Source organism: Nocardioides albidus, from assembly GCF_006335005.1.
GTDB classification, from domain to species: Bacteria; Actinomycetota; Actinomycetes; order Propionibacteriales; family Nocardioidaceae; genus Nocardioides; species Nocardioides albidus.
The window spans coordinates 123,458-136,982 of record NZ_VDMP01000020.1; the positions used below are offsets into that span (position 1 = coordinate 123,458).

Sequence of the window (13,525 nt, forward strand, 5' to 3'; positions counted from 1 at the left end):
GTGACCGGCGGGAGCCGGCGCTGGCCGACGAGCCCGACGCGGTCCACCAGCTGCGCACCTCGGTGCGGCGGTTGCGCAACGTGCTCGCCGGGTTCGAGCGCTACCTCGACAAGCGCCCGACGCGGCGGCTGCGTGGCCACCTGGCGTCGTACGGCGCGCTGCTGGGCGCGGGACGAGACCTGGAGGTGCGGGCGCAGGACTGCCGCCGGGTCCTGGCCGAGCTCGGCCGGCCCGACCTCGAGGACGCACTCGTGGCTCCGCTGCTCGCGGCGCACGCCGGAGCGCACGCGGTCCTGGTCGACTGGCACGCCAGTCCGGACGCCGCCGCCCTGGAGAGCGTGCTGGACCGGTGGTGCGAGCAGGTGCCGACCACGGATCGGTCCGACCGGGCCGCCGGCCGGGTGACGGCCGCGGTCCTGCGCCGCGAGGTCGGGCGGGTCCTGGACCGGGCGGTCGCGGGGGAGACCTCTCACGAGGTCCGCAAGGCGGCCCGGCGCCTGAGGCACGTGGCCGAGGTGGTCGGCGACCGTGACCTCGCGCGCGCGGGCAAGGAGATCCAGGGCAGGCTGGGCGAGCACCGCGACGCGGTCCTCCTCGCGGGACACCTGGGGGCGGCCGGCGCTCCCGCGGTGGCGGTGGCCCATGTCGAGGCGGCCGCGAGCCGCGCGCTCGACGGCCTTCCGGAGGCGATCGACGCCCTCCGCGCGGCGTACGGATCCTGAGACCGCAGTCTTGATATTTGAGACGTGTGGGACGCTGGTTCGACGGCACGACGTGCGGCGGCTACGGTGATTCCATGCATGACCTGCTTCTCGTACGCACCGGACGCGCCGGCTGAGCCTGACCAGGAATTCCGTCAGTCACCGCCAGCGCGTCCACCCCTCGTTGCCCAGCAACCGAGGGGTTTTTTGTTGAGTACGACCTGAGTTACGACACAGCAGATCAGCCCCCACCAGAGCAGACAAGGAACGACTCGGATGAGTGAGCAGCAGGGCTCGGGCGCCGACTCCCAGGCACAGGCGATCACGGGCGCGCAGAGCCTGGTCCGGTCCCTCGAGGCGGCCGGCGTCACCGACATCTTCGGCATCCCGGGCGGAGCGATCCTCCCGGCCTACGACCCGCTGATGGACAGCTCCATCCGCCACATCCTCGTGCGCCACGAGCAGGGCGCCGGCCACGCCGCGCAGGGGTACGCCGCCGCGTCCGGCCGGGTCGGCGTGTGCATGGCCACCTCCGGCCCGGGTGCCACCAACCTGGTCACGCCGCTGGCCGACGCCCACATGGACTCGCTGCCGATGGTCGCGATCACCGGCCAGGTCGGCGCCTCCATGATCGGGACCGACGCGTTCCAGGAGGCCGACATCCGCGGCATCACGATGCCGATCACCAAGCACAGCTTCCTGGTGACCGACCCCGCGGAGATCCCGACGAAGATCGCGGAGGCCTTCCACATCGCCTCCAGCGGGCGGCCGGGTCCGGTCCTGGTCGACGTCACCAAGTCCGCGCTCCAGGCCTCGACCACCTTCCGGTGGCCCACCGAGCTCAGCCTCCCCGGCTACCGCCCGGTGACCCGCCCCCACGCCAAGCAGATCCGCGAGGCCGCCCGCCTCCTGCTGGAGTCGCGCAAGCCCGTCCTCTACGTCGGCGGCGGCACGATCCGCTCCGGCGCCTCGAAGGAGGTGCTGGCCCTCGCCGAGCTCACCGGCATCCCGGTGGTGACCACGCTGATGGCGCGGGGAGCCTTCCCCGACAGCCACCCCCAGCACCTCGGCATGCCGGGCATGCACGGCACCGTCGCCGCGGTCGCGGCCCTGCAGAAGAGCGACCTCATCGTCAGCCTCGGCGCCCGCTTCGACGACCGCGTCACGGGCAACCTCGACTCCTTCGCGCCGGGCGCCAAGGTGATCCACGCCGACATCGACCCCGCGGAGATCGGCAAGAACCGGTACGCCGACGTCCCGATCGTGGGCGACGTCCGGGAGGTCCTCATCGACCTGATCACCACCCTGCGCACCGAGCAGGAGGCCGGCAACACCGGCGACTACGAGGGCTGGGTCGCGTTCTGTGCGGGCGTGAAGAAGAAGTACCCGCTCGGCTACGACCGGCCCGCCGACGGCGGGCTCGCGCCGCAGTACGTCCTCGAGCGCCTCGGCGCGATCTCCGGACCCGACACGATCTACACCGCCGGCGTGGGCCAGCACCAGATGTGGGCCGCGCACTTCATCGGCTACGAGCGCCCCAACACCTGGATCAACTCCGGCGGCCTCGGCACGATGGGATTCTCGGTCCCGGCGGCGATGGGCGCGAAGGTCGCGATGCCCGACCAGACGGTGTGGTCGGTCGACGGCGACGGCTGCTTCCAGATGACCAACCAGGAGCTCGCCACCTGCGCGATCAACGACATCCCGATCAAGGTCGCGGTCATCAACAACGAGTCGCTCGGCATGGTGCGGCAGTGGCAGACGCTGTTCTACAACTCCCGCTACTCCAACACCGACCTGCACTCCAAGCGCATCCCCGACTTCGTCAAGCTGGCCGACGCCTACGGCTGCGTGGGCCTGGCCTGCGAGTCGCCGGACGACGTCGACGCGACGATCCAGAAGGCGATGGAGATCAACGACGTGCCGGTGGTCGTGGACTTCCGGGTCCACCGTGACGCCATGGTGTGGCCGATGGTCGCCGCCGGCACCAGCAACGACGACATCAAGTACGCGCGCGACCTCGCGCCCCAGTTCGACGAGGACGATCTCTAAATGGCCAAGCACACCCTGTCCGTCCTCGTCGAGGACAAGCCCGGCGTCCTGGCGCGGATCTCCGCGCTGTTCAGCCGCCGCGGGTTCAACATCGAGTCCCTCGCCGTCGGCCCGACCGAGCACCCGGAGATCTCCCGGATGACGATCGTCGTCAACGTGGACTCCTCGCCCCTGGAGCAGGTCACCAAGCAGCTCAACAAGCTGATCGAGGTCATCAAGATCGTCGAGCTCGACCCGAACTCGTCGGTCAACCGCGAGCTCGTCATGGTGAAGGTCGGCGCCACCGCGGAGAACCGCGGCGAGGTGCTCGACGTCGTCCAGCTGTTCCGGGCGAAGGTCATCGACGTCGCCTCGGATGCCATCACCATGCAGATCGTCGGCAACGACGGCAAGATCTCCGACTTCCTGCGCGTGCTCGAGCCCTTCGGGATCCGCGAGCTCGTGCAGTCGGGCATGGTGGCCATCGGCCGCGGACCGCGCTCCATCTCGGAGCGCAGCAAGCCCGTCGCCGTACCCGTTCCGCCTGCCGCCCACGCCTGAAACAACCCACCCACCACCGAGGTCCCGAGGCTCGCTGCGCTCGCACCTCAACCACCGAGATACAAGGAGAAGCCCGACGTGGCTGAGATCTACTACGACGACGACGCCGACCTGTCCCTCATCCAGGGCAAGCACGTCGCCGTCATCGGTTACGGCAGCCAGGGCCACGCCCACGCGCTGAACCTGCGCGACTCGGGCGTCGACGTCCGCGTCGGCCTCAAGGAGGGCTCGAAGAGCCGCGCCAAGGCCGAGGAGGAGGGCCTGCGCGTCCTCACCCCGCGCGAGGCCGCGGAGGAGGCCGACGTCATCGTCATCCTCGCCCCCGACCAGGTCCAGCGTCACCTGTACGCCGACGACATCGCGCCCGCGCTGGCCGAGGGCGACACCCTGGTCTTCGGTCACGGCTTCAACATCCGCTTCGGCTACATCCAGCCCCCGGCCGGTGTCGACGTCATCCTCGTCGCGCCGAAGGCCCCCGGCCACACCGTGCGCCGCGAGTACGTCGCCGGCCGCGGCATCCCGGACATCATCGCGGTCGAGCAGGACGCCTCCGGCAAGGCCTGGGACCTCGCGAAGTCGTACGCCAAGGGCATCGGCGGCACCCGCGCCGGCGTCATCAAGACCACCTTCACCGAGGAGACCGAGACCGACCTGTTCGGTGAGCAGTCGGTCCTCTGCGGCGGTGTCTCGCAGCTGATCCAGTACGGCTACGAGACCCTCACCGAGGCCGGCTACCAGGGCGAGATCGCCTACTTCGAGGTCCTCCACGAGCTCAAGTTGATCGTCGACCTGATGTGGGAGGGCGGCATCGCCAAGCAGCGCTGGTCGGTCTCCGACACCGCCGAGTACGGCGACTACGTCTCCGGCCCGCGCGTCATCGACCCGCGCGTCAAGGAGAACATGCAGGCCGTCCTCGCCGACATCCAGAGCGGCGCGTTCGCCGAGCGCTTCATCGCCGACCAGGACGCCGGCGCGCCGGAGTTCCAGGCGCTGCGCGAGAAGGGTGCCCAGCACCCGATCGAGGCGGTCGGCCGCACACTGCGCTCGCACTTCTCCTGGGCGCACACCGACGACGACTACACCGAGGGCTCGGCCGCGCGCTGACCCCCTGCAGCACAGGCAAGCACCAGGGCCCCCGCCGTCGGCGGGGGCCCTGGTGCTTGCTGCGGCTAGTTCTTGCCGAGCTTGAGGTAGATCGCGTCGTCCATGCTGAGCTGGGCCTGCGCCTTCAGGACGCCCTTGCCGGCGTCCCGGGGGGCAACATCGAAGACGACCACGCCGGAGCGCTTCAGGCCCGGGCTGAGGTCGTCGAACGCGAAGGCGTTGTCGAGCAGGAACGCCTGGTCCGAGGCGTCGATCTCGTTGCCGCCGACCTGCAGGGTGAAGTCGCCGGATCCGATCTGGATCGTCTCGTCCTTGACGTTCTCGACGGTCAGGGTGAGGACGACGTACTTGCCGGCGGGCGGGTCGCTGAACTGGCTGAGGGAGTCCTTCACCTCGACGTTGTCGATCCGGTACTTCGCCGACTTGTTCTGGACCGCCTTGCCACGCGGGGCCGGGTTGTCCTTCGAGCCGACCGGGTCGGACTTCTCCTCGGACTTCTCCTCGGACTTCTCCTCGGACTTCTCGTCGTCCTTCTTGCTGTCCGTGCTGGCGTCCTTGCTCGTCGAGGAGTCGTCGGACGTGGAGTCGGAGGCCTTGAGGTCGTCGGACTCGGGGTCCGAGCCGCCGCCGGACACCGAGGCGATGACGATGATCGCGACGATGGCGATCAGAGCGATCCAGCGCTTCTTCTTATACCACGGGCGCTGCGCCTTGGCGTATGCCTGCGCGGCCTTCGCCTGGGCTTTGGCGTCGCCGTAGTTGGGCTGCTGCTGACCGGGCGGAGGCGGGGGGTAGTCCGTCATGGGGGTGTTGCTCCTTCGAGATGGCTTGAGCTGTGCTCAACGGGGGTGCCCGTACCCGTTCGGGAAGGGCGGACCGCCGTCGACCACCCCCAGGCAGGCGTCAGATTGCCATGCACGTATGGGCATTTTCAGGGTCTTCTCGGAAATGTGACCTAGCGGTCCCTGGGGTCGCTCGCGCCGGCGCCGAGGTCGCCGCCAGCGAGCCCATCGACCTGTGCCAGGAGGGCCGCGGCCAGGTCGCGTGCCGACTCCGGTGACAGCGCGATCCGCGGGTGCCGACCCTCGGCCGGCTCGACGAGTACCCAGGTCGCCGCGTCGGGGTACTGTCCGACCCGCACGACCAGCGTGACGGGGACCAGTGAGGCGCTCACCGGCACCGTGTCGCCCGAGCCGGCGACCGCGACCAGGATCGTCGACTCGCTCTGGTGGTAGCGATCCTCCGGGTGGTCGTCCTCGCCGTGCGCCCGGCGGCACCACGACGGACATGGTGTGGTCAGCCAGGACGGCGTTGCGGGCGGCGCGACGGACCGCTCGGCGTCATCGGGTCCGGACATGCGGCACACCCCCAAGATCTCTTGCCTCGTTGCCCGGACCCTAGGGCGCGGATCCGACGCTTGGGCGCCGTCCCCGGGCCCTTGTCCACAGGTCACCGGATCGAGCGAATGCCATATCAGTATGGTCGCTGGCCGATGGTCATACGCGGATGATGAGCGCGTGGCGGGCAGGCGCGCGGACATCAGCTGGCAGGCCTACGCGCGCGAGCTCGGCCTGAACCTCCAGCGCGCCCGGATCGCGCGCGGCCTCAGCCAGGAGCGCACCGCCCATCTCGCCGGGATCGCCGGCTTCACCTACCAGAAGTACGAGAAGGGCGAGTCCCGGCCGGGGACGCCCATGAATCCGCAGCTGCTGACGCTCGTCTCGCTCAGCCGAGTGCTCGAGGTGCCGCTCGTCGACCTGCTCCCCGACTTCGAGCCGGACCTGGCCGGCGTGCGCTGACCGGGTCCGGGGCCTCGACAGCTTGATCGGTCCGGGCCGATGGCAGGCTGGCCCCATGGGCTACCCGCGACTGCGCAGCATCGTCCTCGACACCACCGACGTGCCCGAGCTGGCGGAGTTCTACCGCCGGCTCCTCGGCTGGTCCTATCCCGAGGGCTTCGACATCGAGGAGTTCACCGACTGGCGCGCGATCGTCGGGCCGTCCGGCGAGCGACTCGCGTTCCAGCAGGTCGACGAGCTCCCGCCCACCACCTGGCCGACCATCGAGGTGCCGCAGCAGGTCCACCTCGACCTCGCGGTCGAGAGCCGCGCCGATCTCGAGGAGAGCCACCAGCGGGCGCTCGGTCTCGGTGCCGTCGTCCGGCTGGACCGGTCCGACGACGCCGAGGAGCCGTTGCGGGTCTACGCCGACCCGGCCGGCCACACGTTCTGTCTGTTCACCCACGACGTGGGGTGACCCGAGCCCAGGCTCCAAGGCTCAGGCTCAGCCGCCGAGGACGAGCAGCACCGCGCCGGCGCCGACCAGGGTGACGCCACCCCACTGGAGGAGCGACAGCCGCTCGCCCAGGAAGGTCACGCCGAAGACGGCGACGAGGACGACGCTGAGCTTGTCGACGGGCGCGACCAGGGACGCCTCGCCCACCTTGAGAGCCCGGAAGTAGCAGATCCACGACGCCCCGGTCGCCAGACCGGAGAGGACGAGGAACACCCACGTGCGCGCGCCGACCTCGCCGGGCGAATGGAGCTTGCCGAGCGTGAGCAGGATCAGGCCGAGCGTCACCAGGATGACGACGGTGCGGACGAAGGTGGCGACGTCGGAGTCGATCTCCCTGACGCCCACCTTCGCGAAGATCGCGGTCAGGGCCGCGAACACCGCGGACAGCAGCGCCCAGAACCACCAGGCCGAGGTCAGGTCCATCGCCGTCCTCCTGCGCACGACGTCATGCGTTCCGAGGGCAGGTGCCCCCGGAACGCATGACGTTAGCGCGTGCCCGCGCGGGATCCGCGCTACTTCACCTCGGAGCGGAGGACCAGCCGGGTGCCGACCAGCAGGGGAAGGACGATCCACAGCGCGGTGGTGACGCCGAGCTGGGCCCACTCCTGGCCGGTCAGAGTGCTGTCGAAGAGGAGGAAGCGACTCTGGTTGAGGTCGAACCAGCCGGCGTTGTCGGCCCACCACTGCTGGGCGGAGGCCAGGGCGCCGGAGAGTCCGGGCAGGACGAGGTTCACGACGAAGTAGCCGACGATCGCGGCCGGCGAGCTGCGGAACAGCAGGCCGAGGGCGAAGCCGAGCAGCATGCCGAGCTCGTTGGCCAGCACGATCTGTGCGAAGGTCGCCGCGGAGATGTCCCACTGGGCGTCGACCCCGGTGATCATCGAGCAGACCAGGTTGCCGAGCGCGCCGACGCCGAGCGCGATCACCATGCCGAGGAACCCGATCAGCAGCGTGTTCGCCAGCTTCGCCGTCAGCACGCGGGAGCGCCCCGGCACGAGGGTGAAGGTGGTCAGCGAGGTGCGCTGGCTCCACTCGCTGGTCACGGCGAGGACGCCGATGATCGGCAGGATGATCGACATCGGGCTGCCGACCGCGGCGGCGAACGAGTCGAAGGTGAGCGTGTCGCGGTCGCCGGCGAGCACCGTGACCACCGTCGCGATGACGGAGGTGATGACGATGCTGGCCATGAGCCAGAAGCCCGATCGGGTGTCGAACATCTTGCGCAGCTCGACGTACTGAACGCGGCGGAACGGGGTCCGGGAGGGCGCGGGGCGTCTCCGCGGGGTCTCGGCCGGTACGACGGCCTCGACGGCGTGCTCGGTGAGGGTCGTGGTGTTCATGCCGCTGCTCCTTGCGTGGTGGTGGTCGTGACGGTGTCGCGCTGGCTCTCGGCCGTGAGGGCCAGGAACATCTCCTCCAGGCCCGCGCCGTCGGCGGCACGCAGCTCGGTGACGGCGATGCCGGCGGCGAAGGCCGCCTGGCCGACCCGGGTGAGGTCGGCCTCGGCCAGCACGGCGCCGGCCGAGGTCGGGCGGGCGGCGATACCGGCCGCGCCGAGCGCCGCGGCGAGGGCGGTGCCGTCCGCGGCGCGGACGAGGGTGCCGGCGCCCGCCAGGAGCTCGTCCTTGGTGCCCTGCGCGACGATCCGGCCGTTGCCGATCACGACCAGGTCGTCGGCGATGACCTCGATCTCGTGCAGCAGGTGCGAGGAGAGGAGGACCGTGCCGCCCTGGTCGGCGAAGTCGCGCAGCAGATCGCGCATCCAGCGGATGCCCGCCGGGTCGAGGCCGTTGGCGGGCTCGTCGAGGATGAGGACCTCGGGGTCGCCGAGGAGCGCCGTACCGATGCCGAGACGCTGGCGCATCCCGAGCGAGTAGTTGCGCACCCGGCGGCTCGCCTCGTCGGGGGTGAGGCTGACCCGCTCGAGCATCTCGTCGACGCGCGTGCGGGGCAGGCCCATCGTGAGGGCGGCGATGGTGAGGATCTCGCGGCCGGTGCGTCCGGCGTGCTGGGCGGAGGCGTCCAGCAGCACACCGACCTCGCGACCCGGGTCGGGCAGGTCGGCGAAGCGGCGCCCCAGGACGCGGACCTCGCCGCTGTCCGCGCCGGTCAGGCCGACCATGACGCGCATCGTCGTGGACTTGCCTGCGCCGTTCGGGCCGAGGAAGCCGGTGACGCGGCCCGGCCGGGCGACGAAGGAGACGTCGTCGACGGCCGTGAAGCCGCCGTAGGACTTGCTGAGGGACTCGACTGTGATCATGGCTGAAGCGTGTCGCCCGGCCTGCCGTCCGCGCGTCCGGCAGACCCCCGGAACCACCCCTGGCCCGACCCTGAGATCCCTGAGTCGGAGCGCGGGAAGCATTCAGGGGTACGACGCGTTGGAGCCCTCGTGCGTATCGAGATCTGGGCAGACGTCGTGTGTCCCTGGTGCTACATCGGCAAGCGGCGGCTGGAGCGGGCGCTGGCGTCCTTCGAGCACCGCGACGAGGTCGAGGTCGTCTACCGCTCCTACGAGCTCGACCCGTTCGCCCCCGAGGTCGGAACCGAGAGCACCGTGCAGGTGCTGGGCCGCAAGTACGGCGCTGACGAGGCCGGCACCCGCGAGATGATGGCCCGCGCCGACGAGGTCGCCGCCGGGGAGGGGCTGGTGTTCGCCCACGCCGACGCCCTGCACGCGCGGACGCTGACCGCCCACCGGCTGCTCCACCTGGCCGCGGTGGAGGGGCGGCAGCACGAGCTGATGGAGCAGGTGCTGGCGGCGTACTTCACCCGCGGTGAGTCGCTGGGCGACCACGACGTGCTGCGGCGCGCGGCCGCCGCGGCCGGGCTCGACGCGGGGCGAGTCGACGACGTGCTCGGCAGCGACGAGTTCCGCGACGAGGTGATGGCCGACGTCGCGCAGGCCCGTGCCTACGGATCGAGCGGCGTGCCGTTCTTCGTGCTCGATGGCCGCTTCGGCATCTCCGGCGCCCAGCCGACCGAGCTGTTCGAGCAGGCGCTCGCCCAAGCCTGGGACAGCCGCGTCACTGCCTGACTTGTCAGGCAATTCATGCAGCCGTCAGGGCAGCAGCAGGACGACCGTCTCGGCGACGCACGCCGGCTTGGCCTCGTCCTCGATCTCGATCGTGTGGTGCACGGTGAGCTGCTTGCCGCTGGGGATGTCGACGACGTCGCCCATCTTGACGTGCAGCCGGACCCGCTTGCCGACGTGGAGCGGGGTGGGGAAGCGGACCTTGTTGACGCCGTAGTTGAGCTTGGCGCCCGGGGTGCGCAGCGTGAAGACCTGGCTGCCGAGCCAGGGCACGAGCGACAGGGTGAGATAGCCGTGGGCGATGGTCCCGCCGAAGGGGCCGTCCTTGGCGCGCTCCAGGTCGACGTGGATCCACTGGTGGTCACCGGTCGCGTCGGCGAACTGGTTCACCCGACGCTGGTCGACGGTGACCCAGTCGCTGGCCCCGAGGTCGGTGCCGGCCGCCTCGGCGACCTCCTCGAACGTCGTGAACACGCGCATGAGCTGACTCCCTCTTCTCGCCGGGCTGGTGGCTCGACCATAGGGCCGGGAGGCCCCGGCGGTCAGCCAGCGACGCGCGGTCGTCTCAGCGCGTGAGCCGCGGGCCGCAGCGGGCGAGTAGGCTGGCCGCGTCGCACAGCGCCGTGCACTCCTCTCCGCCCGTTTCATCCTGCGAAGGGCCCACCGCTGTGACTGTCACGACCGCACGCCCCGTCGTCCTGATCGCCGAGGAGCTGAGTCCCGCCACCGTCGAGGCTCTCGGACCGGACTTCGAGATCCGCTACTGCAACGGCGCAGACCGTGCCGAGCTGCTCACGGCCATCGCGGACGTCGACGCGATCCTGGTGCGGTCCGCGACCAAGGTCGACGCCGAGGCGCTCGGCGCCGCGAGCCGGCTCAAGGTCGTCGCGCGGGCCGGGGTGGGCCTCGACAACGTCGACGTGCGGGCGGCGACCCAGTCGGGGGTCATGGTCGTCAACGCCCCCACCTCCAACATCGTCTCCGCCGCGGAGCTGGCGGTCGCGCTGATGCTCTCCGCGGCACGCCACATCTCCCCGGCGCACGCCGCTCTGCGGGGCGGCGAGTGGAAGCGATCGAAGTACACCGGCATCGAGCTGTTCGAGAAGACCGTCGGCATCGTCGGCCTCGGGCGCATCGGTGTCCTTGTCGCACAGCGCCTGGCGGCGTTCGGCATGCATGTCCTCGCCTACGACCCCTACGTCCAGGCCGGTCGCGCGGCGCAGGTCGGCGTGCGCCTCGTCGACCTCGACACCCTCATGGCCGAGTCGGACTTCATGTCGGTCCACCTGCCGAAGACGGCCGAGACGATGGGCCTCATCGACGCCGACGCCCTGGCGAAGGCCAAGCCCTCGCTGGTCCTCGTCAACGCCGCGCGCGGCGGCATCGTCGACGAGGGAGCCCTCTACGACGCCCTCAAGACCGGCAGGATCGCGGCTGCGGGTCTCGACGTCTTCGCCGCGGAGCCGTGCACGGACAGCCCGCTGTTCGAGCTCGACAACGTCGTGGCCACCCCCCACCTCGGCGCGTCCACCGACGAGGCCCAGGAGAAGGCGGGCCTCGCCGTCGCCAGGTCGGTGCGCCTGGCCCTGTCCGGTGAGCTGGTCCCGGACGCGGTGAACGTCCAGGGCGGCGTCATCGCCGAGGACGTGCGCCCCGGCATCCCGCTGGCGGAGAAGCTTGGCCAGGTCTTCACCGCCGTGGCCGGCGAGGTCGCCCAGCAGCTCGACGTCGAGGTCCGCGGCGAGATCGCCGACCACGACGTGAAGGTGCTCGAGCTCGCCGCCCTCAAGGGTGTGTTCGCCCACGTGGTCGGGGAGCAGGTCTCCTTCGTCAACGCCCCGCTCCTCGCGGCCGAGCGCGGCGTCGCCGTACGTCTCATCACCGACCCCGACAGCGGCGACCACCGCAACCTGGTCACTCTGCGCGGCACGCTCGCGGACGGCACGCAGGTGTCCGTCAGCGGCACCCTCGTCGGGATCGCGCAGAAGGAGCGGCTCGTCGAGGTCAACGGCTACCTCGTCGACATCGAGCCCACCGACCACCTCGCCTTCTTCACCTACGTCGACCGTCCGGGCATGGTGGGCACCGTCGGCCAGATCCTCGGCGAGGCGCTCGTCAACATCGCCGGCATGCAGGTCTCCCGCGAGACCAAGGGCGGCGAGGCCCTCGTCGCCCTCTCCGTCGACTCCGCCATCCCGGCCGACGCCCTCGCCCAGATCGAGACCGCCATCGAGGCCACCTCCATCCGCGCGGTCGACCTGTTGTGACCGGGGCTGCAGGAGAAGCCTGACAAGTACGCCGCTCAGGCGACCAGCACGGGGTCGGACCCGGACGCCGTGGCCGACCGGGACCCGCCGGCGGTGACGACGGCCCAGGCGTCGGCGATCCGGCGGACCGCCTCGACCAGCTGGGGCGCGGCGATGGCGTAGGGGAGCCGGACGTAGCGGTCCAGGCCGCCCTCGGGGGCGAAGGACGGGCCGGGCGCCAGGAGTACGCCGTGCCGCTCGGCCTCGGTGGACAGCGCGGTCGCGCCGGCGACGGGGAGATGGCACCACAGCGCCATCCCGCCGGCGGGCAGCCGGAAGCGCCACGACGGCAGGTGCTCGCCCAGCGCCGCGGCCGTCGCGTCGCGCTGCTCGCGCAGCCGCGCCCGCTGACTGCGCAGCACCGGCTCCAGGTCGCCGGTCAGCAGCCGGGTCAGGACCAGTTGCTCGAGGACGGGTACGCCGAGGTCGAGGCCGACCCGGGCGCGGGTGAGCCGGTCGACGAGCGTGTGCGGGGCGCGGATCCAGCCCAGGCGCAGGCCGCCCCAGATGCTCTTGCTCGCGCTGCCGACGCAGATCGCGTCCTTCGCGGGGACGGCGAACGGGGTCCCGGTGGCGGCGTCCTCGTCGAGGGTGAGCAGGTGATGCGCCTCGTCGACGACCGCGACGGCGTCATGCCGGGCGAGCAGCCCGGCGTAGCGCTCCCGGTCGGTCTCCGACATGACGAGCCCCGTCGGGTTGTGGAAGTCGGGCATCACGTGGACCAGCCGCGGCCGCTGCCGGGTCAGGGTCGCGGCAACGGCGTCGAGATCCCACCCGGAGGGATCGAGCGCGATGGTGGTCAGCCGCCCGCCGCCGGTGCGCAGCGCCTGGACGGCGTTGGGATAGGTCGGCGACTCGATGAGCACGCGCTCGCGCGGGCCGGCGAGCGCGCGCCCGACGACGGCCGTCGCGGCGAGGGCTCCGGGCGTGACGATGATCTGCTCGGGTGCCGTGGGCAGTCCGCGGGCGTCGTACGTCGCCGCGATCGCGGCCTGCAGGTCCGGCATCCCGGCGGGGAAGTAGCCGTGACCGCCCAGGTGGGCGGGCAGGTCGGCGGCGGCCTCGGCGTAGACGGCGGCGATCCCCGGGGGAGCGGTCGCGGCCGCGCAGACGAGGTCGATCACGCCGTTGCCGACGTCGCTGGGCCACAGGGCGCGGTCCAGGGCGCGCGTGCGGCCACCGGGCAGGCGGGTGAAGGTCCCGGAGCCCTGGCGTGCCTCGGCGTACGCCGACTCCCGCAGCAGCGCGTAGGCCCGGGTCACGGTCGTGCGCGAGACGCCGATGGCCTCGGTGAGATCGCGCTCGCTCGGCAGCCGCGTGCCGTAGCCGACCCTCCCGTCGCCGATCAGCTCGCGCAGCGCGTCGGCGAGGCCGACGTACGCCGGCGACCGGTCGAAGCCCTCGACCAGCGTCGCGAGTCGGCCGGCCGAGAGGGATGTGGACTGCTCCATGGTGGCCATTGGATCACGATTGGCTATTTGGCGACAGTCCAATCG

The 13,525-nt window shown here is 71.2% G+C and carries 15 protein-coding genes; 8 read left to right on the top strand and 7 right to left on the bottom strand.

Annotation, left to right across the window (positions count from 1 at the left end; all coding sequences use genetic code 11):
* The 4 genes from FHP29_RS21620 to ilvC all read left to right on the top strand — a co-directional run.
* Nucleotides 1-722 (top strand): CHAD domain-containing protein (locus tag FHP29_RS21620; RefSeq protein ID WP_158296506.1); only part of this gene is annotated, 722 nt, incomplete at its 5' end.
* A 255-nt stretch (nucleotides 723-977) separates the two neighbouring features.
* Complete coding sequence (locus tag FHP29_RS07280; protein ID WP_139622193.1) at nucleotides 978-2,753, top strand: acetolactate synthase large subunit; 1,776 nt, start codon at nucleotides 978-980, stop codon at nucleotides 2,751-2,753.
* Nucleotides 2,754-3,293, top strand: coding sequence for an acetolactate synthase small subunit (gene ilvN, locus FHP29_RS07285; protein WP_139622194.1), 540 nt, complete (start codon nucleotides 2,754-2,756; stop codon nucleotides 3,291-3,293).
* Nucleotides 3,294-3,371: 78 nt separating this feature from the next.
* Nucleotides 3,372-4,397, top strand: coding sequence for a ketol-acid reductoisomerase (gene ilvC / locus FHP29_RS07290; RefSeq protein WP_139622195.1), 1,026 nt, complete (start codon nucleotides 3,372-3,374; stop codon nucleotides 4,395-4,397).
* Nucleotides 4,398-4,462: 65 nt separating this feature from the next.
* Here the strand turns inward: ilvC and FHP29_RS07295 are convergent, their stop codons facing one another.
* Together FHP29_RS07295 and FHP29_RS07300 are read right to left on the bottom strand one after the other, a co-directional pair.
* The gene (locus FHP29_RS07295; protein WP_139622196.1) at nucleotides 4,463-5,200 is read right to left on the bottom strand and encodes a DUF4352 domain-containing protein; all 738 of its coding nucleotides are present in this window, start codon (nucleotides 5,198-5,200) and stop codon (nucleotides 4,463-4,465) included.
* Between the two features lie 152 nt (nucleotides 5,201-5,352).
* Nucleotides 5,353-5,754, bottom strand: coding sequence for a DUF6907 domain-containing protein (locus FHP29_RS07300; RefSeq protein ID WP_139622197.1), 402 nt, complete (start codon nucleotides 5,752-5,754; stop codon nucleotides 5,353-5,355).
* 160 nt (nucleotides 5,755-5,914) lie between these two features.
* Here FHP29_RS07300 and FHP29_RS07305 point away from each other — a divergent pair, with 160 nt between their 5' ends.
* Nucleotides 5,915-6,196 (top strand): helix-turn-helix domain-containing protein, encoded by a 282-nt coding sequence (locus tag FHP29_RS07305; RefSeq protein WP_240044370.1) that lies wholly within the window; start codon nucleotides 5,915-5,917, stop codon nucleotides 6,194-6,196.
* A 55-nt stretch (nucleotides 6,197-6,251) separates the two neighbouring features.
* Nucleotides 6,252-6,653: a VOC family protein gene (locus tag FHP29_RS07310; protein WP_139622199.1), complete on the top strand. Its 402-nt coding sequence runs from the start codon at nucleotides 6,252-6,254 to the stop codon at nucleotides 6,651-6,653.
* A gap of 27 nt (nucleotides 6,654-6,680) precedes the next feature.
* On the opposite strand, the gene FHP29_RS07315 is transcribed toward FHP29_RS07310, so the two are convergent.
* The 3 genes from FHP29_RS07315 to FHP29_RS07325 form a co-directional block, all read right to left on the bottom strand.
* Nucleotides 6,681-7,115 (bottom strand): EamA family transporter, encoded by a 435-nt coding sequence (locus FHP29_RS07315; RefSeq protein WP_139622200.1) that lies wholly within the window; start codon nucleotides 7,113-7,115, stop codon nucleotides 6,681-6,683.
* An 89-nt stretch (nucleotides 7,116-7,204) separates the two neighbouring features.
* A complete protein-coding gene (locus FHP29_RS07320; RefSeq protein ID WP_139622201.1) occupies nucleotides 7,205-8,032 on the bottom strand; it encodes an ABC-2 transporter permease in 828 nt (275 codons plus the stop codon).
* On the bottom strand, nucleotides 8,029-8,952 hold the full coding sequence (locus FHP29_RS07325) for an ABC transporter ATP-binding protein (protein ID WP_139622202.1): 924 nt from the start codon (nucleotides 8,950-8,952) through the stop codon (nucleotides 8,029-8,031). The genes FHP29_RS07320 and FHP29_RS07325 overlap by 4 nt, the downstream gene beginning before the upstream one ends.
* Nucleotides 8,953-9,081: 129 nt before the next feature.
* On the opposite strand from FHP29_RS07325, the gene FHP29_RS07330 reads away from it, so the two are divergent.
* Nucleotides 9,082-9,726: a DsbA family oxidoreductase gene (locus tag FHP29_RS07330; RefSeq protein ID WP_139622203.1), complete on the top strand. Its 645-nt coding sequence runs from the start codon at nucleotides 9,082-9,084 to the stop codon at nucleotides 9,724-9,726.
* A gap of 24 nt (nucleotides 9,727-9,750) precedes the next feature.
* Here FHP29_RS07330 and FHP29_RS07335 read toward each other — a convergent pair whose 3' ends face one another.
* A complete protein-coding gene (locus FHP29_RS07335) occupies nucleotides 9,751-10,203 on the bottom strand; it encodes a MaoC family dehydratase (RefSeq protein ID WP_139622204.1) in 453 nt (150 codons plus the stop codon).
* 188 nt (nucleotides 10,204-10,391) lie between these two features.
* On the opposite strand from FHP29_RS07335, the gene serA reads away from it, so the two are divergent.
* Complete coding sequence (gene serA, locus FHP29_RS07340) at nucleotides 10,392-11,990, top strand: phosphoglycerate dehydrogenase (RefSeq protein WP_139622205.1); 1,599 nt, start codon at nucleotides 10,392-10,394, stop codon at nucleotides 11,988-11,990.
* Nucleotides 11,991-12,025: 35 nt separating this feature from the next.
* Here the strand turns inward: serA and yczR are convergent, their stop codons facing one another.
* Nucleotides 12,026-13,480, bottom strand: coding sequence for a MocR-like transcription factor YczR (gene yczR, locus FHP29_RS07345; protein ID WP_139622206.1), 1,455 nt, complete (start codon nucleotides 13,478-13,480; stop codon nucleotides 12,026-12,028).
* Nucleotides 13,481-13,525 lie beyond the last annotated feature (45 nt).

Bases quoted from the DNA above. Each gene is read 5' to 3' on its own strand.
- FHP29_RS07280 (WP_139622193.1), top strand. From the start codon at position 978: ATGAGTGAGCAGCAGGGCTCGGGCGCCGACTCCCAGGCACAGGCGATC.
- ilvN (WP_139622194.1), top strand. From the start codon at position 2,754: ATGGCCAAGCACACCCTGTCCGTCCTCGTCGAGGACAAGCCCGGCGTC.
- FHP29_RS07295 (WP_139622196.1), bottom strand. From the start codon at position 5,200: ATGACGGACTACCCCCCGCCTCCGCCCGGTCAGCAGCAGCCCAACTAC.
- FHP29_RS07300 (WP_139622197.1), bottom strand. From the start codon at position 5,754: ATGTCCGGACCCGATGACGCCGAGCGGTCCGTCGCGCCGCCCGCAACG.
- FHP29_RS07310 (WP_139622199.1), top strand. From the start codon at position 6,252: ATGGGCTACCCGCGACTGCGCAGCATCGTCCTCGACACCACCGACGTG.
- FHP29_RS07315 (WP_139622200.1), bottom strand. From the start codon at position 7,115: ATGGACCTGACCTCGGCCTGGTGGTTCTGGGCGCTGCTGTCCGCGGTG.
- FHP29_RS07320 (WP_139622201.1), bottom strand. From the start codon at position 8,032: ATGAACACCACGACCCTCACCGAGCACGCCGTCGAGGCCGTCGTACCG.
- FHP29_RS07325 (WP_139622202.1), bottom strand. From the start codon at position 8,952: ATGATCACAGTCGAGTCCCTCAGCAAGTCCTACGGCGGCTTCACGGCC.
- FHP29_RS07335 (WP_139622204.1), bottom strand. From the start codon at position 10,203: ATGCGCGTGTTCACGACGTTCGAGGAGGTCGCCGAGGCGGCCGGCACC.
- yczR (WP_139622206.1), bottom strand. From the start codon at position 13,480: ATGGAGCAGTCCACATCCCTCTCGGCCGGCCGACTCGCGACGCTGGTC.